Here is a 24,659-nt window from a genome sequence, read left to right as displayed (position 1 = left end):
AATCATCTGCGAAAAATATTTTACTCTTAGAAGATTTTAAAATATCTAAACTACCTGATTACGAGGGTATTAAAATGTTCTTCACTTTGTATTTTGTCACAAATTTAGTGAGTATTTGTGAGAAAATAAATGTATTTTAAATATGCAGTCTAACAACTCGTTATATAATATTATGTTTAAGCTCTATTTTTAAACCATTCTTCGCTTATATTACAATTTTCTGAATTTGGAGCAGGCTTAGCTTCATTGATCTTGACATGTAATGGCATAGGAACACAATTACCAAAGACAAGGGCTTCCCCTGGAATTTGTTGTTTTATTTTTATTGTGTAGTCATCTGAGAAGTATGGTAAAACCGAATATATAAATTTCATATCTATTTCATTCTGAATTCTGTGTATTATATAATTACCACATTGTGATAAAACTGTCGGAGAAAGTTCAGATGGTCGTTGAGAAGAAAGTAACAAAAATAAAGAATACTTTCTCCCCTCTCTTGCGATCCTTTCAAATATATTCTCTTTTAAAATATAGTCAGTATCTTTTTTTATATATCTGTGAGCCTCATCTAATACTAAATGAACGGGATTTTTTCTTCTTTCATCCCCTATTTTAAATTTTCGATTGTCAAAGATCATTCGACTAATTACACTTGTCATCAATTCAAGTGAGTCAGTACCAACTTCGCTTGAATCGATAATAATTAATTGGGTTTCTAAATTTTCACTGACACCTAAAACCTTTTCAAGATAATCAACTGTATTTGTATATTTAACATCTGTGTATCTCATGAAATTACAGTCTGGATTTGTAAGAAAGTAATCCAAACGACTCAACATAGTAGATGTAAATTCTCTTATTCTAGAATTACCCTTAGCTTCTTCATCCAATAAAACTATATCAACTGCGGTTTTTAAAAATTTATAATCAAAAAATTCACCAGGTCTTAATCTTTCACTATCAGTATTTATTGCCTGCGCTTCATCAACTTCAATTGTAGTTAAATATTCAGATAAAGCACTCCTATTATCTCCAAAACTAATTGTACATTTAGAGTCCAACTGCTCTAGGAAATTTCTTAACTCTTCATAATTATATTCGGAGTTTATTTCTTTACATTTAATTATTATCCCTTTCGCTGCGGTAATTTTAGCGGTGTCGCTATCTACTTGTGAAATAATATTTGCTAGAATATATCTAAACTTCCATTTGAAATAATTCACAAATTCAGACCTAGCTTCTCGTACTTGATCGGCATTAAATATTTTGTAAAATTTAAAACATTCTTGTAAAACTTTATCCCAAAAAGGTTTTTGAGTCCTATCAGATGCTAAAAGAAAACCCAACCATTCATCTAAGTTCATTAAATAATATGGTAAATAAAAAGTTGAATATGGTTCTACAGATGTATTAGGCTTATAAAACTTAGTTTTTATTTTTTCTGTTAATGATTTCTCAAACGCCTTTACATATTCACCATTAACATCAAATAGAATAATTTTAGCACCTAAAGCTTCATTTTCTGCTTTTCTAAATACTTCTTGTAAAATATGAGCAATTGTATTGGATTTACCACTTCCACTATTGCCTAATATGGCAGTATGTATATTGAAAAGTTTATCGATATTTAGGTTAATTTTATAATTAATCATATTCTTGCTTAAACCTAGCTCAATTTCTTCATGTATTCCAGGTACCGCATCTCCATTAAGGGCTTTATGACTTGAAAGTATTGCTTTAATATCATTTATTGTTACAATATTAACATCGCTATAAATTGAAGGAAATATACCAATTCCCATATTGAAACGATTATTTTTCGCTAGGGTTCCAACAGGCTTAATTATTAATTCCCTTGAACTATCTAAATTATAAGTTGAAAATAGTACACTCTCTGTACTATGATCTAAAACTGCTACTACTTCACATATAATTGCCTCTCCAGTTGGGTTGTGAGTTTTTAAATAACTACCAATATTACCAAAATAATACACTTGCCCTTCTAAACTCACAGTAGACGTTTTTGTAGTATGAAAAAGTTTAACTCTGAACTTGTCATATTCAACGGATATTATTTTTCCTATTTTCATTTATCAAGGTTTTCGTTGTAGAACTTAACAAATTCATTTAAACTACTATTTTCAGACTTGAATGCATTTACATTTGGTAAAAGATTTTCAACAACATAATCGAAATAATGAATTTTATTACCAGCCAAATTTTCACCCCAAATTTTAAAAATTCGATCATCTTCAATTTTAGAAATATCTCTATCTGAAACATCATTAATAATAACAAGGTTCATTGTAGAGTTAGTGGCCAATGCTTGATATATTATATTATTAACATGTTCATCACTAAAACTATAACCAACCACAAATAAAACGCTTAAAGGTTCTAAAAGTTTACGTTGAAACTCCCTAAACATTTCTACGTATGGACTGCCTAGACTTTTGTTTTGTTTAGTAGGTGCAGGATAAACCAATACGTTATTATTTGTTTTTGTCGGGTTAAATATCTCCTTAATTTTAAAAAAAGTATTTGCGTTTTTTTTGTCTTCAATCCAATTAATAGAGCCATGAATTTTATACAGATGAACCATATTCTCGACGGGTTCAAACTTATCGATACTTGTATCCATTCTTTTTGAAAATGTGTAGTTAAATAATGCCGGATTAAAATATCTATTTAGACCTCCATTAAATCCATTTATATAATGAATATTTAAACTATCTAAAGCTGTTTCATTAAATAAATCATTGTTAGTTGTAAATACGTTTATTCGAGACAAATCTTTATTTCTTAATGCTGTTTTTCTATAAAAACGCTGGTAATTTTCAATATTATCTTTGTTTGTAGCATCGTCAAAGTCAATATTAATATTATCAAAAATGATTGTTTCAATAATATCTATTAATGATTCGCAAACTATAAAAGCGCTGTTTTTTATGTCACCATCATTTAAGTATACTCTATGAGAATACAGAATTCCTAAAACATCTTCGAGATTTTTATCATTCACTCGCTTTGTAATCTTAATGAATTCTTCCTTTATAAATTTGTTAAGAGGTAATGCTAAACTATTAATATGTGTTTCCACTTTATCATATAGTTCAGCCATTGTTGGTATTGCTGTTGCACTTGTTCCTGATCCAAATAGAAAGTGAATATTTTTCATATTAAACAATTCACTTATTTTATTCTTTATAATGTCAATAGATTTATTTTCAACATCTTCATTGTTGTTTGTAACTTCAGAAAGTAAATTTGACTGCCCTTGAAAGAACTTTATTTTCAGCTCACACATAACTTCTAATATTAATTAAATTAACGCTTTTTATTTTCTATTTTTGATATTTTGGAAAGGATTATATTTTTAGCTTCAGATAATAAAAAACCATTCCAATCTTCTAAAAGTTCTATTATTTATATGAAATTCTGTTAAATATAATATTCGTATCACACTTTTATAGTTGTATTATTCTAAAACTCATTTATTAAACTTTCGTCATTTTTACCAACAGCAACTCCTTCATTTTTTCAGATTTTCAATCTGTAATAACAAATTTCGTTCAGACGCTGAAATTTATATTCAAAATCTTGTAATAATACATAATTCTAAATCCTTTAAGGTTGGTTTATCTTATGAAAGCCACTTTTACCATTATTGATGTTATGGTTTCTGTAAGATTATATTCCTCGCTAAGATATTGAAAATAAATTCATACAGATTACGGGAAACCGTAAAAGGCATAATTTATTCAATTTCATAGTCCAAAAACCGCAATCAGTACTTTTTAACGTCGTTAGTATGAACACTTTTTTCTCCACTGATTCAAACGCAAATAACCTCAAAAACACAAAGGTTTTTGAGGTTATTTATTTTAGTTACAATTACAAAACTGCAACCTATTTCATCATTAATTCAACCAATAGTACGAGACTAGAAAGTTTCATAAAAGTCCACACCAAAAATTAAATTTTACTTCACAGTTTCCAAAATTGCTTGTCTCGCCAATTTAGGTTCGAAATTTCTATTATACAAAAGAGGATAATTCGTTCTATTTGGAATTGGGTAGTCATTTTTCCAAGACATACCATCGTGCAATCCCCATAGAGTGACTCTGCTTATTTTATCTTTGTTCTTTACAAAAATTCCAAATAATTCTTTGTAACGATTCGCTAGTTCTTGTTCAACAGTTTGAGGCAAACCATTTTTGTAAGGATCTAAAAAGGTTTCAAACTCTTCCAATTGATACAGAGGTTCCATCATGCTTTTACCTGTTATTTGCCCTTCCTTAGTAATTGGCAATACATCAACATCCAATTCGGTAATCATCACTTTAATTCCTAATGCTGCATAGGCATCGATCGCTTGTTGAATGTATTCCGTTTTAGGGAAATTTAATCCCCAATGCGCTTGAATCCCTACACCGTCTATTCTGATTCCAGCATCTTGAAGCATCTTGATCATACGCACTATTCCGTCTCTTTTTTCAGGACGCCAAGCATTGAAATCATTATAATACAATTCGGTGTTAGGTGCATATTCACTAGCGTATTTGAAAGCTAGTCGAACCATTTCATCGCCATCGCCAATGCTGTTTACCCATACTGTAGGCCTGTAGGTACCATTATCATCTATAACCTCATTGACTACGTCCCATGCTTGTACTTTTCCGGCATAGCGACCAGCAACCGCTTTGATGTGGGTGCGCAAGCGCTCTTTTTGTTCTTCTGGCGAATTAGGAGCGCCTTTATCGTTCGTAAAAAACCATGCAGGCGTTTGATTGTGCCATATTAATGTGTGCCCCATAACGAACATCTTGTTTGCTTGAGCAAAAGCAACATAGGCATCAGCCAATTTAAAATCATAAACTCCTGGTGACGGACATACTACTTCCGCTTTCATACAATTTTCGGGAGTAACGGTATTGAATTCCTTTCTTATAATGGTATTGGAAGCGCTATCCTTACCCGAAACGATGTCGTCATTTATGGCACTACCTAATAAAAAGTAGTTTTTAAAGGCGTCTCTTAATGTCGTGTTTTCAGAGGTTGCTACTGTTTTCGCAACAGCATTAGTTTTCACTTTTTGAGCAGTACAAGCTGTAAATGATAGTGATACAACACAAACGATTGTGGCTGTTTTAATTAGGGTGAAATTTGGTTTTTGCATAGTTTTTTATTTATTAATAGAAAAATGTATTCCAACCCATTGTAATGACAAATAGGGTATAATTATTAAAACGGGGCTTCGACAAGCTCAGCCTGACAAAGAAAACGTCATTAAATAGTACTTATACTTATCGCACTCCATGTACCGCCATCTCAATGATATACACGGAATCCATAGCAGTGATAAAAAGTGTTTTTTGATTTGATCCACCAAAAGTGACATTGGCAGTCCAGTCTTCAGGCACGGCAATATGTTCTATTCGCTCCCCTTTTTTATTGAAAACAGTAACACCTTTTCCGGTGAGGTACACATTACCTACGTGGTCTATTGTCATCCCATCCGAGCCTAGATTTGCAAATAATTTTTTATTTGAAAGCGTTCCATCTTTTTGGATGGTATAGGAGTAGGTTTTATTGCCTGCTTGATCGGCTACATACAACGTATCACCATTAGGTGTACCAATAATTCCATTCGGTTGGTCAAAGTTATCATCAGCTACAATTATTGGTTTTTTTGTGTTTTGAGCTAGATAATACACTCTTTTTGATTTTTGCTGAGGCTCTTGATGTTTCCACCAAGGACGTTGGTAATAAGGATCTGTAAAATAAATCCCTCCTTTGGCATCTACCCAAAGATCATTGGGACCATTGAATTTTTTCCTATCGAAATCAGTAACAAGTACGCTGACTTTTTTATCTACATCAATGCTCCATATTTCATTTTTTTCATCGGCAGCAGCCAGTAAATTTCCTTGGTTGTCAAAATAAAGTCCGTTGGAACGACCTGATGGTTTCATAAAATCGGAAACGGTATTGTCAACAGCATTCCATTTTAGGATACGATCATTGGGCTGGTCTGTAAAATAGACATTGCCCTTTTTGTCTGCGGCAGGACCTTCGGTAAATTCGAAACCGTCCGCAACTAAAATAAGTTGGGCGCCATCAGCAATTATCGCTTTGGTATGGGGTTTCTGAGCTTGGCAAGATACAGTTACTATCATTAGCAAACTGATGCTAATTACATTCAAACAATGGTTCGAAGTCTGTTTTTTTGATTTCCTTTTCATATAGCATTCGTTGGTTTTATCTTTTATTTTTAATTGCCTTTAGCCCAATAAATGGCTCCAAAAATGTGGTTTAAGAAGTTTTTATCTTTAAATGATTCTGGTTTGTGCCCCAAAGCCGTGTAAAACGATCTTCCGCCTTCGTACTCTTGATACCATGAAATAGGATGTGCCTTGCCCATACCTTTTAACGGGATTGCATCATAACCCGCAGTAAAATCATAAGAGGTTTCATCAACAGTCAATAGAATATGTAATTTATCTACATTCATGTTTTTAAAATTATACCACTCATCAGAACGAAGCCATTTATTGGATAGGTGCCAGGTTGCGGGAAAATCATTATTGGCTACTTTTACGATAGCTGCTTGCAATTTTGGATGATTCACAAACTTCGCTCCCACGAGACCATCAAACCAAGCATTATCGTTTTCGCCATCTGCTGTTCCGTGTATGCCCACAAAGCCTCCGCCTCGTTTCATAAATGCTTTTAAAGCATCCATGTGTTTCGGTGTCAAAAAATTGGCATTGGCGTTCATGAAAATCACGACATCGTAGTCTGGTAATTTCGCTATTAGATCATCTGGCCTTTGTGTCCAATCAAATTGAAACTGATTTTCTGCAGCCATTTCTTTAAAAGCTTCAACAGCAACTGGGATGCTGTTGTAATGCCAAGTATCGTGTTGGGTAAACAATAAAACACGAAACTGATCTTGTGCATTTGTTTTAATCATGGTAAGGATACATATAGTTAATAAGAGATATTTCATTCTAAAAGATTTCATAATTAAACGTTTATTGGTTACAGGTATCGATAACACGACCTGCTTTTTTTTTTTCGCTTTAGCTTCTAAAAAAAATCAGCCACAGATTAAAAAGATTAATCTGTGCTGCTATTTTTAATTCTATCTAACTTTTTAATCTGTGTAAGTCTGTGGTAAAAAAAACAGTTAGCAAAGCTGCCATCAAAGTTTTCACACAGCAGACTTCCAATCCATAGTAGTCTATTTTAATAGTTCATAATAAATATATTCCCATGCCAAACCAACACTATACAAAGGCGGAAAGTTATAATCTTCTACTTCAGACAAGATGTATTGCACTCCTGCTTTTTCTTTATAATTAAAAATATCCTTGAAATCTATTTTTCCACTTTCGCCTAATTCTTTATAATCTTTCACATGCCAACTAATAAATCGGTTGGGATAGGTTTTAAAATAATCGACAGGATTCACTCCTCCCCGCTGCATCCAATACAAATCAGATTGAAAATAGACATACTCAGGATTGGTGTTTTGAAGAAAATAATCATAAATGGTTACGCCTTCTACCTTCAAAAATTCATCGGCATGATTGTGATACACAAACTTAAGTCCGTTCTTCTTGCAGAGTTTTCCAACTTTATTGTAGTAATTGCAATAATCTTGCAGTTCTTTGATCGTCTTAATGCCTTTTAATTTACTATTTGAAGTAGAAAGATATTCGACACCAGCTACTTTATGGTCTTGTATCGTTTTGTTCCACCAAGCATTTATTGCGGCATCATCATTTTTGTTTTCAGGATCGAAAAATGTCATCGAACCCAAAAATTTCATGCCTGCTTTTTCAACCATAGCCTTAAACTGCGTTGGACTTTGATCGTAAAAACCACCATTTTTATACACAAAGGTCTCTACATAGCTGTACCCCATTCGACCCAACTGAATTAACGTTTGTTCTGGACTTTTGAGCATCTCTTTGTGAACAGAAACAAGCTGAATACCAATATTTTTGTCTTTGGGATTGTTTTTAATGTATCTCGTTTTCCATAGACTTTTTTCATTAGTATCAAATCCTTCTAAGATAACATCTGTATAATTTTGAAAGTCAAAATCAACCTTCACTGTTTTATTCCCATCGAGGTCTTTGTCTTGCATCGTCCAATGATTTTCTGAAGAAAAGATTCCTTTTCCTGTAAAAAATGCGCCTTGTGCATTGTGACCTGCAGCAAAAATAGTATCGGTAACGGTATCATAGCCTATAATTTCATGCAGTATTGGGTTGTATTGGTTCCTACTATTTTTTTGTAAAACATCAACCGTGAGCGAATGATTATTGAAATTATTCCTACTGCTCATTTTTATTTCTGGAAATTTCGCAACACTGTCTATGCTAGGATTCACTGCACTTACCCACTGACCAGAATATTGTCTAAGTCTATCTTTTTGAGAAGAAATGCTATATTTTTCTTGAGTAAAACCGACAAAGGAGTTTACAAATAGGATTGTATACAAAAGTGTTTTCATTTTCTTAGTTTTTACCAAGGTGAATAAATAGTGGTGTTTTTTCTATACTTGGGTTTTACTAGTTTTACATTCCGTTTTTCAGAAATATAACTACTCGGTTGATTTCTGGAAACAATCCCATTGAAGCTAGGATCTGTTTGCTATATAAAAAACATAATCTGCTTGAAAAGTATCAAGCAGATTAAAACTCATTTTTTTTCTAAAATCAGCATCGAATTATTAATCCAAATACGGATCTAAAGTCTGTATTTTTCCGTTTTCATCATAAGTGATTTCAGCTACTTTTACCGATCTTAGGTGCGTAACTCCTTCAGACAAACTCGAATCGTGGTAGAATAAATACCATTTATTTTCGAACTCACAAATAGAGTGGTGCGACGTCCAACCGATAACTGGATTTAAAATTCGACCTTGATACGTAAACGGCCCGTAAGGATTATCTCCTGTAGCATAGCAGATAAAATGAGTATCTCCAGTTGAATAAGAGAAATAATATTTGCCATTATACTTGTGCATCCATGAAGCTTCAAAAAAGCGACGATCGTTATCTCCGGCTAAAAGCGGTTTCCCGTTTTCGTCCAGAATTTCGATCTCATTTACAGATTCGTCAAAACTCTTCATGTCAGGAGAAAGCTTTGCCATAATTGGATTTAAAGCCAACTCATTAGCCGATGGTTCTTGGTTGTTTACTTCGTAAACATTGTTTCTATAGTTTTGTAATTGACCGCCCCAAATACCTCCAAAATACATATAATAACTGCCGTCATCATCACAGAAAACCGCTGGATCGATAGAATAACTACCTTCAATCGCTTCTGGTTCAGCTATAAATGGCCCAACCGGTGAATCACTAATCGCAACCCCAATTTGGAAAATTCCGTTGGCTCTTTTGGCTGGAAAATACAAATAATACTTTCCGTCTTTGGTCGCTGCATCTGGAGCCCACATTTGTCTTTCGGCCCAAGGCACATCTTTTACGTGAAGCGCCAAACCATTATCTGTAGCTTCTCCCGTTGGGCTATCCATCGAAATAACATGGTAATCTTCCATCCCAAAATGATCTCCGTTGTCGTTAAACGGAATTCCTGCTTCGATGTCGTGAGAAGGATAAATGTATATTTTTCCGTTAAAAACATGCGCCGAAGGATCTGCGGTGTACATGTGTTTGATTAACGGTTGTGAAATTGCTTTTTTGTTTATTTCGTCAAAATTGATATGACTGATACTTTCTTCTGGCATAATAACTTAATTTATTGTTTTATTTCTTCTTTCTTTTAATTCACTTTCTAACTGCACTTCCATTTTTTTATCGATCATATAAAAACAGACCAAACCGGCACTTGCGATAAAAAATAACCCTGGATAAACACTTACTGATAATTTAATTCCATCAATTGCTGACTGTGCTTGGTTTACCGCTTCGGCCACATAACCGTATCTTGATAATAGAAAAGCACCCAAAGCACCACCAATGCTCAAACCTACTTTTAGACCAAAAATCATAGCCGAAAAGATGATAGCCGTAGCACGTCGATTGTTTTTCCATTCGCTATAATCAGCTACATCAGCAATCATCGCCCACAATAACGGAATCGTAATTCCGTACAAAAACCCATGTGCCATTTGCGTTAAGAAAACCAGACCTATTGAAGTTGGCGCATAAAAATTGAACTGAATCAAGCTTAAAGCAGATAAAAATATAAAGGCAATGAAAATGTTTCTTTTTCCGAATTTATCTGCCAATCCTTTTGAAAACATAATTCCGAAAATCATGAACAAAATCCCACCCGAATTGAACAAACTAAAGGCCGAAGTTGGTGCATCTTTTGGCCACTGGAACTCGGTAAGTCCCATTCCGACTAGCGTATCATTCAGTCCTGCAATCATATTATTGAATCCGATGTCTTGCAAGAACGTAGCTTGGGCAACAGGATCTAAGTAGTATTTAAAGTAATAAATGTACATTCCTCCTTTTAGCGAAAGCGTAACAAAAATCAAAATAGTTACAAAAAGCATGATCACCCACGGCTTGTTTTTGGACAAATCGATTAAATCTTGTTTTACTGATGATTCTTGTTCTTTTTTAGGAACAATACGCTCTTTAGTAGTTAAAAATGTGATTAAAAAACAAACAACTCCTGCTATTGCAAAAATCATCATGGTCGTTTTAAAACCAGCTGCTTTGTCGCCATGTCCCAATATTAAAACCAAAGGCAATAACAACCCTTGAATGATAAATTGTGCAAACATTACCGCCACAAAACGGTACGATGACAAACTGTTACGTTGTCCCATATCCCCTGTCAACACGCCGCTTAAAGCTGAATACGGTAAATTATTGGCCGAGTAAACTAATATCAACAAGAAATAAGTCACTAAGGCATAAATTACTTTTCCGTCTGGACCAAAATCTGGTGTAGAAAAAGCCAAGATAGCGATGATTCCAAATGGTAAAGAGGTCCATAAAATCCAAGGTCTGAATTTCCCCCAACGGGTTCTTGTTCTGTCGGCAACCGCACCCATTATAATATTGAAAAAGGCACCTATAAACCCTCCGAAAAAGATAATAGCACTTGCTGTCCCTGCTGGAATTTTATACACATCGGTGTAGAAAAATGCCAAAAAAGTCATCAAAGTTTGGAAAATTAAATTGGCTGCAAAGTCACCTAAACTGTAACCTACTTTCTCTAAAACGGAAAGTTTTTGGGATGTGTTATTCATTTTGAACTATAATTATTTGTTGGTTTTTTTATTTTTTAATGCCATTACCTGATCGTATGCTTTTTTAGTCTTATTATTTCGATCAAAAAACAACGGATAGTTCGTTCTGTTTTTGATTGGCCAATTATTCAACCATGATTGGCTATCATTTACCCCCCAAAAAGTAACACGACTAATTTTGTCTTGGTGCTTCAGGAATACTTTGAACAAATCTTCATAACGTTGCGCAAGTTTTACTTGGATACTGTCTGGAATACCTTGAGTGTACGGATTCATTTTGGCATCTTCTTCGAAATTTTGATCTACATTGGCACCCACTAATTTCTCAGGCACAGGTAAAACAGAAATATCCAACTCGGTGAACATCACCTTCAATCCTAATTTTGAATAGGCAACAATACTTTCTTCAATATCTTTCAATGGCAGACCATCAAGACTCCAATGTCCTTGAATTCCAACACCGTCAATACGGGCGCCACTGTCTATAATTTTCTTTAATAATCGAATGGCTCCCTCTCTTTTCTTAGGTTGTTCGATATTAAAATCATTATAATAAAGCTCTGTTCCAGGTGCTGCTTTTTCGGCTAACTTAAAAGCAGTTACTAGATAATCTTCTCCTAGTTTATCAAGAAATATTGATTTTCTATATGTTCCATCTTCGTTCAAAGCTTCGTTCACAACATCCCAACCATCAATTTTTCCTTTGTACCTTCCGGCAACCGTATTGATGTGATTTTTCATAAATAGACTCAAGGAATCCTTGCTTTTTATAGCATGAACAAAGGGAGACAATTGCTCGTGCCAAACTAGCGCATGACCTACAACGAACATATTATTTTTTTTACCGTAAGCCACATATTTGTCGGCTACGTCAAAAGTGAATTCGTCCCATTTTGGATGAATCATTTCGCATTTCAGGTTGTTTTCTGGAGAAATAGCACTAAATTGTGATTTAATCAAATTATTTACAACTGAATCTTTTTCGTTGATTTGGTCTTCGCTAAGTGCTGTACCAATAAAAAAATCTTGTTTGAACGCAATTTTTAATGTTGGTTCTTGATCTATCACTTCTTTTTTAGATTGGCAACTCATCATTAAAACCCCTGCCAATATAATTGTAGCCGTTTTGTTGTTTACTATTTTCATATTCTATTTTTAAATCAATAAATTATTTTTATTTCTTCGTTTATTTTTCGCTATTTACTATTGTTTTCACGTATTCAAAGAATGCTTTTTTTCGTGCTGAACTCACTTTCCAGTCAACAGGTACGCTTTGAAATCCTTCTTTGATATCCGTTTCTCCTTCTCTTCTAAAATCAAAGAAACCCCATGACGCTCTGTTCTCGATTGCTATTTTGAAATTGTTTTGCTCTTTGTCAAATTCATAATGATCGTCTTCATTGAAAACTATCGGTTTCACACTGTAACCCGGCACTTGTTTCGTTTTTTCAACCATCATTGCTACTCCTTTTGGATCTTCAACAGCGTTGGCGTGAAGTAAAATATAATCTGAAGCTTCTATAACACTAGAAGTTGGAATCGAAGCGCCTTGAAAACTTGTTGATACTAAAAATCTGAAGTCTCCTCTTTTATTATTTTTTACTCTATTGATCAAAGTCGCCATACCGCTTTCGGTCAATATTTTATGGTCGTAATACGGTAAATCGCATTCATTAACCACTTCAATAAGAACATTTTTATACCCTGTTTTATGAAGTCCGTTTATAGTATTATCAACAGCATTGATCACTGCTTTTTCATCTGCTAGAAGTTGGTCTTGTCCAAAATAGAATAATCCTAGAATCACTACCATTTCTAACTCATCGGCTTTTTTAAGTACTTTTTCTAATCGGTTCCAATAGGCTGGTTTTATAGCACCATTACTTTCAAAAGCCGAGTTGATCCAGTCTTTATTACCGTATCCGGTTGGGCTACCACCTTGCAGATTTATGGTAACTGCATTCAAACCGTAGGACTTCCATTCTGACATAGCAGCAACAAACTCCTCTGTATTGCGATCCGCACTCCATTTTTGAGTGTCTGGATATTTCCATAAAACAGCCGTTTCTGGATTTTCATCATCAAAAGTGGCTTGTACCATTCTAGAATTGAACAACAATCCTTCGATATTATTCCCTTTCCACGTTTTACCTTGATTAATAATTTTACCGTTTATTAAAAAATTATCTTTTTCGATAGAAATAACCGTATGTGCTTTACTTTTTTTAGGAGTTACTTGTGCATTGGTCTGCGAACTAAAAAGTAATAAGACTGTAATTGATAGACTATATATTATTTTCATACCGTTTTAGTTTTGAATTTTGAATGGGTTTCCTTTTAATGTAACTGTACTAACAACCACATTTGCTGATTTGATTCTTTCCTCGTTTGGTTGTGCACCTCCCACAGAAAAAGTATAATTGCCAGGATTCACTTCCATTTTTAAATCAGCATTAATTTGTGCCAATTGTTTTGGTTGTACCGTAAAACGAATGGTCTTCGTTTCTCCAGCTTTTAGAAAAGTTCTTTCAAAACCTACTAATGTTCGAACAGTGTTTTGAAAATCTTCTTTGGCACTTTTCATATACAATTGCGTTACTTCGTCTCCGTCTATTTTTCCGGTATTGGTAATATCTATCGAAAGTAGAATCTCTTTGTTCGTTGCTTGTTCTTTTTCTAAAACCAGATTACTGTATATAAAACTCGTATAACTCAAACCAAAACCAAATTCATACAAAGGTTTTCCTTGAAAGTAGCGATAGGTTTTGCCTTTCATATTGTAATCATCAAAGGCTGGAATGTCCTTAATATCTTTATAAAAAGTAAGTGGCAAGCGTCCAGACGGATTGTAATCACCAAATAAAATATCAGCAATGGCAGTACCCCCAGCTTGTCCAGGATACCACGCTTCTAGAATCGCAGGAATATTTTCGTTTTCCCAATTGATTGCAAGCGCACTACCGTTCAACAAAACCAAAACCATTGGTTTGCCTAGTGTGCTGATCTTTTTCATTAAATTAGTTTGAGAAGCTGGTAGTTTGATATCCAATCGGTCACCACCTGCAAAACCTTCTACTTTCACTTTCATTTCTTCCCCTTCCAAAAGTGGACTTAATCCCATACAGAACACCACAACATCTGATGCTTCAGCCAACGCCATGGCTTCTTTCTCAAGGTTTTCATTAGGTGCTTCCCATAAAAAACGCATCACAGCATGCTCTGAATTGTCTTGCTTGTACTCTAATTTAATTTTGTACACTTTATTAGCTTCTAAGTCTAAATACTCATATTCTGTTTTAGGCTCATAAACATTTTCACTTTCAACAATCAACTTCTCATCGACAAACAATTTCATTCCAGAATAGGATTGTCCGCCTAGCGCGTAGCGACCTGATTTTGGCACCGAAAGATATCCCGTCCAGCGTACCGAATATTTATCATACGTCATATCTGAAAACGGAGGCGTTGTTGCCCATACGAAGTCAACATTTGCATCGATTTGTTTGTGCGATGGGTTGCCTTTTAAAGTAGTATTCGAAAAGTACTCCGCTTTCATACCTTTATTTTTCAATTTGCTATCGGTGTATAAAACAGCAGCAGGAACCGCTTCTAAAATTGGTAAGCCATCAGCTAATCTGCATCCTTGCGCAAAGCTCACTTTAGCATTTGGCAGTTTATTCATTATTCCTTGTAAAGGAGTAATAGGTTGTGACGGAAAACCGTTGTAATTCCCAAGTAACACGTCTGCATCATTCGCATTCGGACCAATAACAGCGACTTTTTTTACGTTTTTGCTTAATGGTAATAGGTTGTTGTTTTTTAATAAAACCATTGATTTTCTAGCGGATTGCAAGGCCAATAAACGGTGTACTTCTGAGTCAACAACTGAATACGGAATGTCTTCAAATTTCACATCTCCTTTTGGTGCAAACAATCCTAGTTTTAAACGTGCTTCTACTAATCTTTCGACAGAAACATTTAGTTCGGCTTCAGAAATTAAACCTTGCTCCACCGCTTTCACTAACGAAGGATAGGAATCCCCACAATTCAAGTCGGTTCCCGCTTGTACAGCCATAGCTGATGCTTCTTCCTTAGTTTGTACTACTTCATGAGCTCCTTTGTCATAAAAATCTTTTACTGCCCAACAGTCAGAAACGATATATCCTTTAAAACCCCAATCTTTTCTCAATAAACTACTCAATTCCTTATTACCACAACAAGGCATGCCTTTGTAACTATTGTAGGCACACATCACAGAATATACGCCCGATTCTTTCACCACCTTTTCGAATTGTGGACTGTACGTATTCAACATATCAAAAGCAGAAGGATCTACATTAAAACTATGACGACTCGCTTCTGGTCCGCTGTGTACCACAAAATGTTTGGCAGTAGCAATCAGTTTATAGTATTTAGGATCGTTTCCTTGTAAGCCTTTTATAAACTGTACGCCAAGCTCTCCCGTTAAATAAGGATCTTCACCATACGTTTCCATTCCGCGACCCCATCTAGGGTCTCTAAAAATATTAATGTTGGGTGTCCAAAAAGTCAATCCTTGATGAATGCCTCTTTTGTTTTTAGAAACAAAATCATGATGCTTGGCTCTCGCTTCATCTGAGATTGCATTGGCAATTTCGAACATTTGTTTTCTATCAAACATGGCACTCATTCCGATTCCTTGTGGAAAAACAGTTGCAATTCCTGCGCGAGCTACACCGTGTAAACATTCGTTCCACCAATTCATTTCGGGAATTTCTAATCTATCTATTGCAGCAGAGTTGTAGGTCATTTGAGAAACCTTTTCTTGCAAAGTCATTTTAGAAACCAAAAAAGCAGCTCTTTCTTCAAAAGTTTTTGAGGCATCTTTATGTACTGCTACTTGTGCATCACAAACTGTAATGGCAAGAAAAAAGAAAAAGTAAATCTGTTTTAATTGAGACATATTCTTTTTATTTAAAATTGGGGAAATCGTGTTCGTATTTTAAGGAGATTTTTAATCAAGTACATTCCTTTTTTACAGCTACTAAAAATGATTTTTACAGCCATATTGATTTTCTAATTTTAAAAACGAAAACTTTTGTAAAATGGACTAGCAATCATAAAAACTGTCTGGTAAAAGTAGTAGGATGTATCTTTGTCGACTGCTACTATTGAAGCTATAACTAAAACAAATCGTGCATTATTCAATGATTAAGAGCTCTAATTAAGGTTTTTAGAGTGGAATGTAAATTTTGATCGAATAGGAAAGTTATCCGGAATTAATTACAGAGAACTTTAATCTCACACAAGAAATGACTAAAAAAATCTTAGGATTCACCAATTGTAATACGTACTCACTGGTTATTTTACATACTGCATTCGATCTCACAGCAACTAATTCTACACCATTTGATAAGAGGATATAAAAAAACGGATTGATGCCACCATGTCATCATTTTACTGCTAACCACTCGGTAAAAAAATAACGATGATGTATCAATCCGTAATTAAGAAATGACTGTGACTATTTTAATCCTTCAAGGAAGCCAGTATGTGCTTTTTTAACACTGTAATCATTATTGTACATCAAAGGCCAGTCAATATGTCCCCAGAAGTCTAACAACCAAGACTCACTATCTCTCATTCCCCAAACTGTAAGTGCATATTGATTTGCTGTAGGAATAGAGTTGAAAATCTTTACTACTTCTTTGTATTTGTTTTTTTGCAAAATTGCTCTTTCAGGAGTCAGCACTTTTAAATCATTATCTGGATTGGCTTGGATATCCAATTCAGAGAAATGCATTAATAATTTTCTAGAAACAGTTCCGTCAACCACCGCTTGAATTTCTGAAGCAGCAGGTCCTTTGTAACTAATGTGCATTTGTGCACCCAAACCATCAATTAAATTATCAACTTTCAAAGCATCAGCTATTTTAAAAATTGCTGCTCTTTTGGTTGTTGAAGAAGCGAAGTTGTAATCATTATAAAACAATTTACAATCAGGATCAGCAGCTCTAGCCCATTGGTAGCACTTTTTAATGTAGTCATCACCCATTTTTTGTTTGAAGACAGAATTTCTTAGAGGGTTACCACTACCATCATCAACAGCTTCATTAACAACATCCCAAGATTTCACTTTTCCTTTGTAACGAGTTACCACTGTCGTAATATATTCTTTAACCATAATCTCAAATTCGGCATCTGTTCCAGTGAAATTTTTAACCCAGTCGGGAGTTGCATTGTGCCAAATCAACGCATGACCATGAAGGTTCAATTTATTATCTGTAGCATACTTTACAATTTTATCAACCGCTGTAAAATCATACGTACCTTTACTTGGATACATTTTATCCATTTTCATTTCGTATTCAGAAGTGATATTATCAAATTCTCTCAAAATAATATCTGACGTTTGTCCGGTTAGAGCGGTTGATCTTACTATCATACCAACTTTAAAATTAGCTGCCTCTTTTAAAGCAGTCGTAGGTTCAGGACCTGTACTAATTATTTCAGTTGCAATCACATTTGAGTAGACCGAGATTAGCGCACCTCTTACTGCTCTCACTCTGTAATAATAAGTAGCACCAGCGTTCAATCCTGAAATATCTAACGTTAACGCATTTACTGCCAATTCGTTATAACTTGGTATTAAAGTAGAGAAATCAGCTGTTGTGGATACATCTACCAAATATTTATCGGCACGATACACTCTTGTCCAATTGGCTGTAAAGCCAGAATCAGTCAGGTTCACTGCAGAATAAGCCGTGGGTACACCTGCAATCACTTCTACTTCATCATCACTTTTGGAACAGCTTAATGCAAATAAGCTGATGCAGATTAACACTAAAGCTTGTTTTATTTTTATTTTTTTCATCTTCATTTTTTTTTAAGAAAAGGTTACTGATTGAATACAGTAACCTTTCTAACTATTAACATCATTTGTACTAGATTAAACTATCGTAAAACTTTAAATCTAATGTTATCAAATTGCACTTTTGATGGATTTGCAGTTCCTCCATTTTGAGCTATTGTCATCTTGACTTGGTTTATTTTAGAGGGATTTACATCTCCTTGCCCTTGCTGTGATGAGTCATAATTTGCTCCAAAATCTGAAGTTTTAGCTTCTATTGTTTGCCACCCTGTAGTTGCTATTGTGTATGAATAAGCCCAGTTTCCGCCATCACTATCTACAAGTAATAAATCTATCTTGGTCCCTACTGCTCCGCCACAATTTACATCGATAAGATAGAATGCTTTTGTGGCGTCAGTTACTGTTTCTTTCAACAGAGCGTTTCCTGCATCAGATTGGCTTCCATTGTATCCGTTTGCGCTCGCGCCTGTCCATGTGAATTCTGCGTAATTTCCAGAGATACCACCTATGGCCGAGTAGGTCAGACTATTTGCGTCCCCATATTTAACCCAGTTGTTGCTTGGTCGCAAACCACCGCCATCAAAATCAGCTATTTTGTACAAATCAAATCCTTGATCTATGTCTAAAAATCTTTTTGTTGTTCCCCCTGGAGTTGTTATTTCGACATCACCTCCAGCTGTTGCTGTTTCTGGAACCATAAAAGTTAGGGAAGTAGAATTGATTCGTGTAAAGCTAACTGCCTCGCCAGCAAACTTAACTGAGGATATGTTAAAAAACCAAACACCGTTTACAGTAACAATCGTCCCTACTTCTGGAACAGATGGTTCGAATTTTTCTGAGATTATCACTTTAGGTTGTAAAATTTCGAAACTAGAAACAATAACTTCACCATTTCCTTTAGTAATTTTCAATTCTTGAACCCCAAAACGGCTCCCTTTCTTATCATCAAAGGGAATATTAAAGAACAGCGATTTATCAGCACTTAATTGTGGATTAAAAATAACATTAACTAAATCGTCAAATAAGACACTTTTAACTCCTGCTAAGCCTGATCCTTCTATTTTTACTAAATCGCCAGGGTATCCTTTATCTTTATTTTCAGTCGGTGGAGTTGTTGTATTATCCAAACTATAAACGCCCTCTACAATTGCTGCAGCGCCAGAATTATCGTCATTATCACATGATGTGAGCACTAAGCACACAATCAGGAAAGCTAGAAAATGTCTACTAATTTTTACTATTATATTCATTGTCTTGTATTTTATGATTAAAATTGAAAAGGAACTGGAGTCTCTCTAAGAAGTGGATTTGCATCTAATTCTGAGGCTGGAATCGGAATTAAGAACGAATTTGCAGTTGGTACCACTTTTTTAGAAGTAACTTCAAGCAGAGCGATATTACTGTATGCTCCTCTTTCTTGATTAGAAATAATACTGATCGCTTCCGTTCTGTCTCTTCTAACTAAATCAAACCAATAATCCCCTTCTAGAACTAATTCTATTCTTCTTTCTTTAAAAATATCATTACTCGTAATACTTGTTTTAACAGGCAATCCTGCTCTAGTTCTAACTTTGTTAAATGATTCCAAAGCCTCACTTGATGAAGTAGATCCCGCACCTGCAAGAATAGCTTCAGCATGAATTAATAATACTTCAGCGTAACGGAGCATTGTTGTATTTTGATTTGTTTGCTGCGGACATGCACCAACAAACTCAGCAACAGAACCTATAACATATTTTCTAAAGCCCATTGATCCTCCAAATCCACCAGGACTTACTGTGTAACCTCCTTTTTTGGTAACCAGTTCAGGATAAAAATCACCAGGTAACATGATCGTAGATTTTCTTCTTTTATCATTAGCTTCATAAGCGTTACGCAAATCAATACTAGGTACAAAAGTTTTCCATCCTGTGTAATCACCTGTAATTTCTGAAGTTGGAGTGATATAAGACTGAGATGCATTACCGTAACCATAACCTACACATCCTACCCATTGTAAAGAAAATATGGATTCTCTACTGTTGTTATTTGTTGGACTATTAAACATCAAGCCGTAATCATCAATTAGAGAATAATCACCACTTTTGATCACATTTTCAGCATGTAATTTTGCATTCGGATAATCTTTAAGCGTGATGTACACTTTAGACAACATTCCGTCACAAGCACTTTTTATCACTCTACCTTTTTCTAGGGAACTACTACCTGTAGCTAATGGTAAACGCTTGTATGCTTCTTTATAATCGTTGATGATAAATTTATAAACATCGTCTACATTGTTTCTGTAGGTTGGAATTTTTTCTGTATACTGCTCTATTTTATTTAAAATAGGCACGGCACCGAAAATACGAACCAAATAGAAGTAGGCAGTCGCTCTCATAAAATAAGCTTCACCTTTTACTCTCTCTACCACTTCTGGTGTAGTTGCTGGACCAACATTTTTTTCCAGGTTATTTATTAATGTATTCGATTGGGCTACAACATTAAATAATGATTGCCATCCTTCGAAAACAAACTGATTTGTTGAATTAACAGCAAAATTTTCAAACTGCGCCAAATCGGAATAAGCACCTACAGAATTACCGGCATAGGTATCCAGTCCGTAAACGAATTTCTCGTTAAAGTAGAACCAAGGTCGACCGTAAAGCCCGCTCCCCGATCCCAAGATTTGACCATCTGAGGTATAAAAATTATCTAAAACTAATTTATCCTCTGGCGGATTATCTAAAAATTCTGTTGAGCACGATACCGTAAAAAATACAGCTATCAAAAGCACGAAATATTTAGTTGAATTTTTCATGTTGTTATTTTTTAAAAATCTAAATTTAAACCTAATGTAAATACTCTAGCAACCGGGTAACGACCATTGTCAACACCTGTTAATAAGGCATCTTGACTAAATGAACCTACAGCAGGATCTAATCCAGAATATTTTGTGATTGTGAACAAATTTTGTCCTGTCATGTATACTCTTAATTTACTGAAGAATTTAGTTTTACTTATGATCTCCTCAGGTAGTGTATAACCAAACGTCACATTTTGTAACCTTAAATAAGATCCATCTTCAACAAAACGGTTAGAAACTCTACTGTTTCCATTAGGATCTCCATTTACATATCTTGGTATATTTGTATTCTCATTTACACCAGCTATAAAACGATTGTTAACATCGGCACTTTGATTTGAGTATGGTCCACCTGTACCACCCAAACTTTCAGTAAGTTTTCTAGTCCAGTTGTAAATCTTATTTCCCTGTGTTCCTAAAAACACAATAGAAAGGTCTACATTTTTGTATGAGATATTGTTGATGACACTATAAGTAAAATCAGGAATTGGATTCCCTATATTTGTTCTGTCTCCAGAATCAATTTTTCCGTTTCCATTGATGTCCTTAAATTTAATATCACCAATCCACACTTGTCCATTAGCTCCCACTTCATTATCTGGTGTTGGACTATTTGCAATATCCTCTGCAGATTTGTAAATTCCCTCAACTTGATATCCAAAAAACTGTCCTACAGGCGATCCAACTCCCGTTTTTGTAATTGTATTGTTAAATTGAAAATTTCTGTAAATCGCCGAGTTATTATCTCCAAAAGAAGTTAGTTTGTTTTTGAAGGTTGAGAATATAAATGTGGAGTTCCAGTTGAAATTATCGTTTGAAATATTTCTTGTATTTAAAGTAAGGTCCCATCCTTTATTTTCGATATCACCAAGGTTAACTACTTTCGCACCTAAGCCTAAATTTCCTTGTTGCGGATTTGTACCTAAATAGGCAGGTACTGGCTCACTAAATAAGAAGTCACTAGAAACTTTCTTGTAGTAATCAACTTCTAAACGCAATGCGTCTTTAAAGAATCCTATTTCTACACCAAAATTAGACGCTTTTGTTGTTTCCCATTGCACCGTTGGGTTCTGAATATTTTGTTGTGCAAAACCAGTTCCAAAAGTTGTAGGGAAACTTACGATTGAAGAACCGTATTTGTAACCTCCTATGTTTTGATTTCCAACTTCTCCATAACCTGCTCTAAACTTCGTATGATTTACCACATTTTTAATTCCTTCGAAAAAAGGTTCGTTACTAATTACCCAACCTGCAGCAAAAGAAGGAAAGTAACCTGTTTTATAACCATCTCCGAAATTTGAAGAAGAATCTGAACGTAACGTCGCCGTCAGCATGTATTTACCATCAAAAGAGTAATTAAGACGTGTAAAATAAGAGTTTAAACTGCTTGTTCCTTTGTAATTGTCGTTGGTAGCCGTTTTAGAATCTCCTAGTCCAAGTGTAGTAATGTCATTTGACAAATAACCAGTTCTTGTACCAGATATTCCTTCGTATTTTGATTCTTGTGCTTCTTGACCTAGTAACGCTACAATGTTGTGCTTACCAAAAGTTTTAGTGTAGGTGAAGTAATTTTGTAGTGTCCAGAAAATACTTTGATTTTGCTGTTTTACAGATACACTACTAGTGCTTGTAGTACCAATCGTAATGTCTGGGTAAAAAACGGAACCATTTGTAGTATTGAAATCATATCCAAGAACTGATTTGAATGTCAAATCTTTTGTAAAAGATATTTCTCCAAATAGACTACCTACAATTTTATATTTTGCAAGATCGTTTCCTTTGTTTAAAGCTGTAGCTACTGGATTATTAGCAGAAGTATTACCAAAACCTTCTATCGGTCCACCAAAAGTCCCATCAGAATATCGTACAGGTATATTTGGAGACTGAGAAACAGCTGTACTAATTACACCATCTTCAGTATCATTAAATGCAATTTTTTGTTGCGTATTAGATAGCGTAACGTTATTACCTATTTTAAACCAATCATTTACTTTTGTATCAATATTCAATCGCATAGAATATCTTCTGAAACCTGTATTGATAACAATACCATCTTGTTCAAAATAATTTAATGAGGTATAATATCTAGTATTGTCTTTTCCGCCCGAAATAGAAATTTGATGATTTTGAATTTGAGCATTTCTAAAAATTTCTTTTTGCCAGTTTGTTCCTTCTCCTAGTAATTCTGGATTTTGAAACTCATACTCAATTAGTTGGCCTAATTCTGTACTAACACTTGCTCTGTATTTGGCAAAATCCTGTAGATTAAGAACATCCAAAAATTTGGTTACCTGTTGAACTCCTGTATATGTTTCATATGAAATCACAGATTTTCCTTTTTTTCCTTTCTTAGTTGTAATCAGTACAACACCATTAGAACCTCTTGAACCATAAATGGCAGTTGCAGAAGCATCTTTAAGAATATCCATTGATTCAATATCTGATGGGTTTATTGCTGTTAATGCACTCGACTTTGTTTGCCCGTTTGCTCCTCCCAAAGAATTATAGTTAAAAGAGTCATTATTATCACCTCCATTTATAGGCACACCATCTACTACATATAATGGCTCATTTCCTGATAACGAAGCTATACCACGTATTCTTATAGAAACACCTCCTCCCGGAGTACCTGAATTTTGAGTAATCGTTACCCCCGAAACTTTTCCTTGCAAGGCTTGATCCAGACCTGTAACCGGTTGATCTTTTATAGATTTTGCTGAAACTGTAGATACAGCTCCCGTTACATCTCTTTTCTTGACAGATCCATAACCTACAACTACAACCTCATCTAAATTATTGGTGTCTTCCACGAGACTAATATTCATAGATTTTTTAGTATCTGCTGTAATTTCTTTGGATGTGAAACCTATAAAACTGAATACAATTTTAGAATTTGAAGGTACTTTATCCAATACAAAAGAACCATCAGAATTTGTTACTACTCCAGTTGGTGTTCCTTTGACTGAAACATTTACGCCAGGCAACGGCAATCGCGCCTGATCTGTTACCACCCCTTTGATGGTATTGGTTTGTGACAGCACCGTTTGAGTGCAAATCATTGCCAACGCTATTAATGCGAATTTTAACTTCATTATCATATTAATTTGGTTTTTAGTAGTTCGTTAATTTGTTTTTAGTGTCAATTAAGATGTTTGTTTTTTTCAATTTTATAGTTTTAATAATTAGTCTCTCTGAACTGTTTTATTGTGCGAAGAATCGCGCTGTGTAGAGCCTACTGAAAAGCTAGTTTTTTGAAAAGATAAATTTTGATTTCCCCTGCATAGTTTGTTTTTTGGTTTGATTAAGATTGGTTTGAAAGATTGTAGTTTATAGAGTCAAAAGTAGCATAAGAGTCCACCTCTTTACTAGTAAAAATGATGCAACATCTAGTTCATTTGTTGCATCTACCCCCTTTTATCCCAATGATTTCGGGACATTAAGAATTTATATCAAAAAAAATCACTTTTACAAACTATTATCAATCAAACGATTATTTTTTACATTAAATAAAAAAAATCAAACTATTATTTATACAGTACACAATAGCTACAATTGTAAATTAATGGCAGCTTCGTCATTTTTTCTATTAAAATACCGTTGGATAGAACTAGTAATTCTTGGTAATTAATTATTCTGTTTTGCAAGTCTTTTATTTAAAACCAGAGCCAAAAAAAGAGCCCAATAGGAACTCTTATTTGTACAAAAAAAACTAGTCA

15 protein-coding genes are annotated in these 24,659 nt (G+C 34.5%); all 15 read right to left on the bottom strand.

The genetic code is table 11. The annotated features are described in order from the left end of the window. Window positions 1–176 precede the first annotated feature (176 nt). Window positions 177–2,090, bottom strand: coding sequence for an ATP-binding protein (locus tag LXH21_RS13180; RefSeq protein ID WP_239866636.1), 1,914 nt, complete (start codon window positions 2,088–2,090; stop codon window positions 177–179). Beyond that, window positions 2,087–3,307 (bottom strand): SIR2 family protein, encoded by a 1,221-nt coding sequence (locus LXH21_RS13175; RefSeq protein ID WP_239866634.1) that lies wholly within the window; start codon window positions 3,305–3,307, stop codon window positions 2,087–2,089. The genes LXH21_RS13180 and LXH21_RS13175 overlap by 4 nt, the downstream gene beginning before the upstream one ends. A gap of 675 nt (window positions 3,308–3,982) precedes the next feature. Beyond that, complete coding sequence (locus LXH21_RS13170) at window positions 3,983–5,179, bottom strand: endo-1,4-beta-xylanase (RefSeq protein WP_239866632.1); 1,197 nt, start codon at window positions 5,177–5,179, stop codon at window positions 3,983–3,985. A gap of 127 nt (window positions 5,180–5,306) precedes the next feature. After that, entirely contained in the window at window positions 5,307–6,245 is a 939-nt protein-coding gene (locus LXH21_RS13165) for an SMP-30/gluconolactonase/LRE family protein (protein ID WP_239866630.1), read from the bottom strand. Window positions 6,246–6,274: 29 nt separating this feature from the next. Beyond that, entirely contained in the window at window positions 6,275–7,012 is a 738-nt protein-coding gene (locus LXH21_RS13160) for a ThuA domain-containing protein (protein WP_239866628.1), read from the bottom strand. A 234-nt stretch (window positions 7,013–7,246) separates the two neighbouring features. Further along, a complete protein-coding gene (locus LXH21_RS13155) occupies window positions 7,247–8,527 on the bottom strand; it encodes a sugar phosphate isomerase/epimerase family protein (protein WP_239866625.1) in 1,281 nt (426 codons plus the stop codon). Window positions 8,528–8,746: 219 nt separating this feature from the next. Then, a complete protein-coding gene (locus LXH21_RS13150; protein ID WP_239866623.1) occupies window positions 8,747–9,766 on the bottom strand; it encodes a glycoside hydrolase family 43 protein in 1,020 nt (339 codons plus the stop codon). 6 nt (window positions 9,767–9,772) lie between these two features. Continuing rightward, window positions 9,773–11,248, bottom strand: coding sequence for an MFS transporter (locus LXH21_RS13145; RefSeq protein ID WP_239866622.1), 1,476 nt, complete (start codon window positions 11,246–11,248; stop codon window positions 9,773–9,775). 12 nt (window positions 11,249–11,260) lie between these two features. Further along, window positions 11,261–12,394, bottom strand: a complete 1,134-nt coding sequence (locus LXH21_RS13140) for an endo-1,4-beta-xylanase (RefSeq protein ID WP_239866620.1) — start codon at window positions 12,392–12,394, stop codon at window positions 11,261–11,263. Window positions 12,395–12,434: 40 nt separating this feature from the next. Next, window positions 12,435–13,550: a hypothetical protein gene (locus LXH21_RS13135; RefSeq protein WP_239866618.1), complete on the bottom strand. Its 1,116-nt coding sequence runs from the start codon at window positions 13,548–13,550 to the stop codon at window positions 12,435–12,437. 6 nt (window positions 13,551–13,556) lie between these two features. Further along, window positions 13,557–16,190, bottom strand: a complete 2,634-nt coding sequence (locus LXH21_RS13130) for a glycoside hydrolase family 3 C-terminal domain-containing protein (RefSeq protein WP_239866616.1) — start codon at window positions 16,188–16,190, stop codon at window positions 13,557–13,559. A gap of 561 nt (window positions 16,191–16,751) precedes the next feature. Continuing rightward, a complete protein-coding gene (locus LXH21_RS13125; RefSeq protein WP_239866613.1) occupies window positions 16,752–18,101 on the bottom strand; it encodes an endo-1,4-beta-xylanase in 1,350 nt (449 codons plus the stop codon). An 80-nt stretch (window positions 18,102–18,181) separates the two neighbouring features. Further along, the gene (locus LXH21_RS13120; protein WP_239866611.1) at window positions 18,182–19,348 is read right to left on the bottom strand and encodes an IPT/TIG domain-containing protein; all 1,167 of its coding nucleotides are present in this window, start codon (window positions 19,346–19,348) and stop codon (window positions 18,182–18,184) included. Window positions 19,349–19,365: 17 nt separating this feature from the next. Next, window positions 19,366–20,898: a RagB/SusD family nutrient uptake outer membrane protein gene (locus LXH21_RS13115; RefSeq protein WP_239866609.1), complete on the bottom strand. Its 1,533-nt coding sequence runs from the start codon at window positions 20,896–20,898 to the stop codon at window positions 19,366–19,368. A gap of 11 nt (window positions 20,899–20,909) precedes the next feature. Then, window positions 20,910–24,035 carry a SusC/RagA family TonB-linked outer membrane protein gene (locus tag LXH21_RS13110; protein WP_239866607.1) on the bottom strand — a complete coding sequence of 1,042 codons (3,126 nt, stop codon included), beginning with the start codon at window positions 24,033–24,035 and terminating at the stop codon, window positions 20,910–20,912. Between the last annotated feature and the right edge of the window lie 624 nt (window positions 24,036–24,659).

The organism is Flavobacterium algicola (assembly GCF_022399565.1).
GTDB lineage: Bacteria > Bacteroidota > Bacteroidia > Flavobacteriales > Flavobacteriaceae > Flavobacterium > Flavobacterium algicola.
Note: the sequence above shows the minus strand (reverse complement) of the source record. Positions and strands in the feature narration are given on the sequence as shown.

Excerpts from the sequence above, each read along its gene's own strand:
- LXH21_RS13145 (WP_239866622.1), bottom strand. The coding sequence starts at position 11,248 with ATGAATAACACATCCCAAAAACTTTCCGTTTTAGAGAAAGTAGGTTAC.
- LXH21_RS13130 (WP_239866616.1), bottom strand. The coding sequence starts at position 16,190 with ATGTCTCAATTAAAACAGATTTACTTTTTCTTTTTTCTTGCCATTACA.
- LXH21_RS13120 (WP_239866611.1), bottom strand. The coding sequence starts at position 19,348 with ATGAATATAATAGTAAAAATTAGTAGACATTTTCTAGCTTTCCTGATT.
- LXH21_RS13180 (WP_239866636.1), bottom strand. The coding sequence starts at position 2,090 with ATGAAAATAGGAAAAATAATATCCGTTGAATATGACAAGTTCAGAGTT.
- LXH21_RS13115 (WP_239866609.1), bottom strand. The coding sequence starts at position 20,898 with ATGAAAAATTCAACTAAATATTTCGTGCTTTTGATAGCTGTATTTTTT.
- LXH21_RS13155 (WP_239866625.1), bottom strand. The coding sequence starts at position 8,527 with ATGAAAACACTTTTGTATACAATCCTATTTGTAAACTCCTTTGTCGGT.
- LXH21_RS13125 (WP_239866613.1), bottom strand. The coding sequence starts at position 18,101 with ATGAAAAAAATAAAAATAAAACAAGCTTTAGTGTTAATCTGCATCAGC.
- LXH21_RS13170 (WP_239866632.1), bottom strand. The coding sequence starts at position 5,179 with ATGCAAAAACCAAATTTCACCCTAATTAAAACAGCCACAATCGTTTGT.
- LXH21_RS13110 (WP_239866607.1), bottom strand. The coding sequence starts at position 24,035 with ATGAAGTTAAAATTCGCATTAATAGCGTTGGCAATGATTTGCACTCAA.
- LXH21_RS13175 (WP_239866634.1), bottom strand. The coding sequence starts at position 3,307 with ATGTGTGAGCTGAAAATAAAGTTCTTTCAAGGGCAGTCAAATTTACTT.
- LXH21_RS13135 (WP_239866618.1), bottom strand. The coding sequence starts at position 13,550 with ATGAAAATAATATATAGTCTATCAATTACAGTCTTATTACTTTTTAGT.
- LXH21_RS13165 (WP_239866630.1), bottom strand. The coding sequence starts at position 6,245 with ATGAAAAGGAAATCAAAAAAACAGACTTCGAACCATTGTTTGAATGTA.
- LXH21_RS13150 (WP_239866623.1), bottom strand. The coding sequence starts at position 9,766 with ATGCCAGAAGAAAGTATCAGTCATATCAATTTTGACGAAATAAACAAA.
- LXH21_RS13160 (WP_239866628.1), bottom strand. The coding sequence starts at position 7,012 with ATGAAATATCTCTTATTAACTATATGTATCCTTACCATGATTAAAACA.
- LXH21_RS13140 (WP_239866620.1), bottom strand. The coding sequence starts at position 12,394 with ATGAAAATAGTAAACAACAAAACGGCTACAATTATATTGGCAGGGGTT.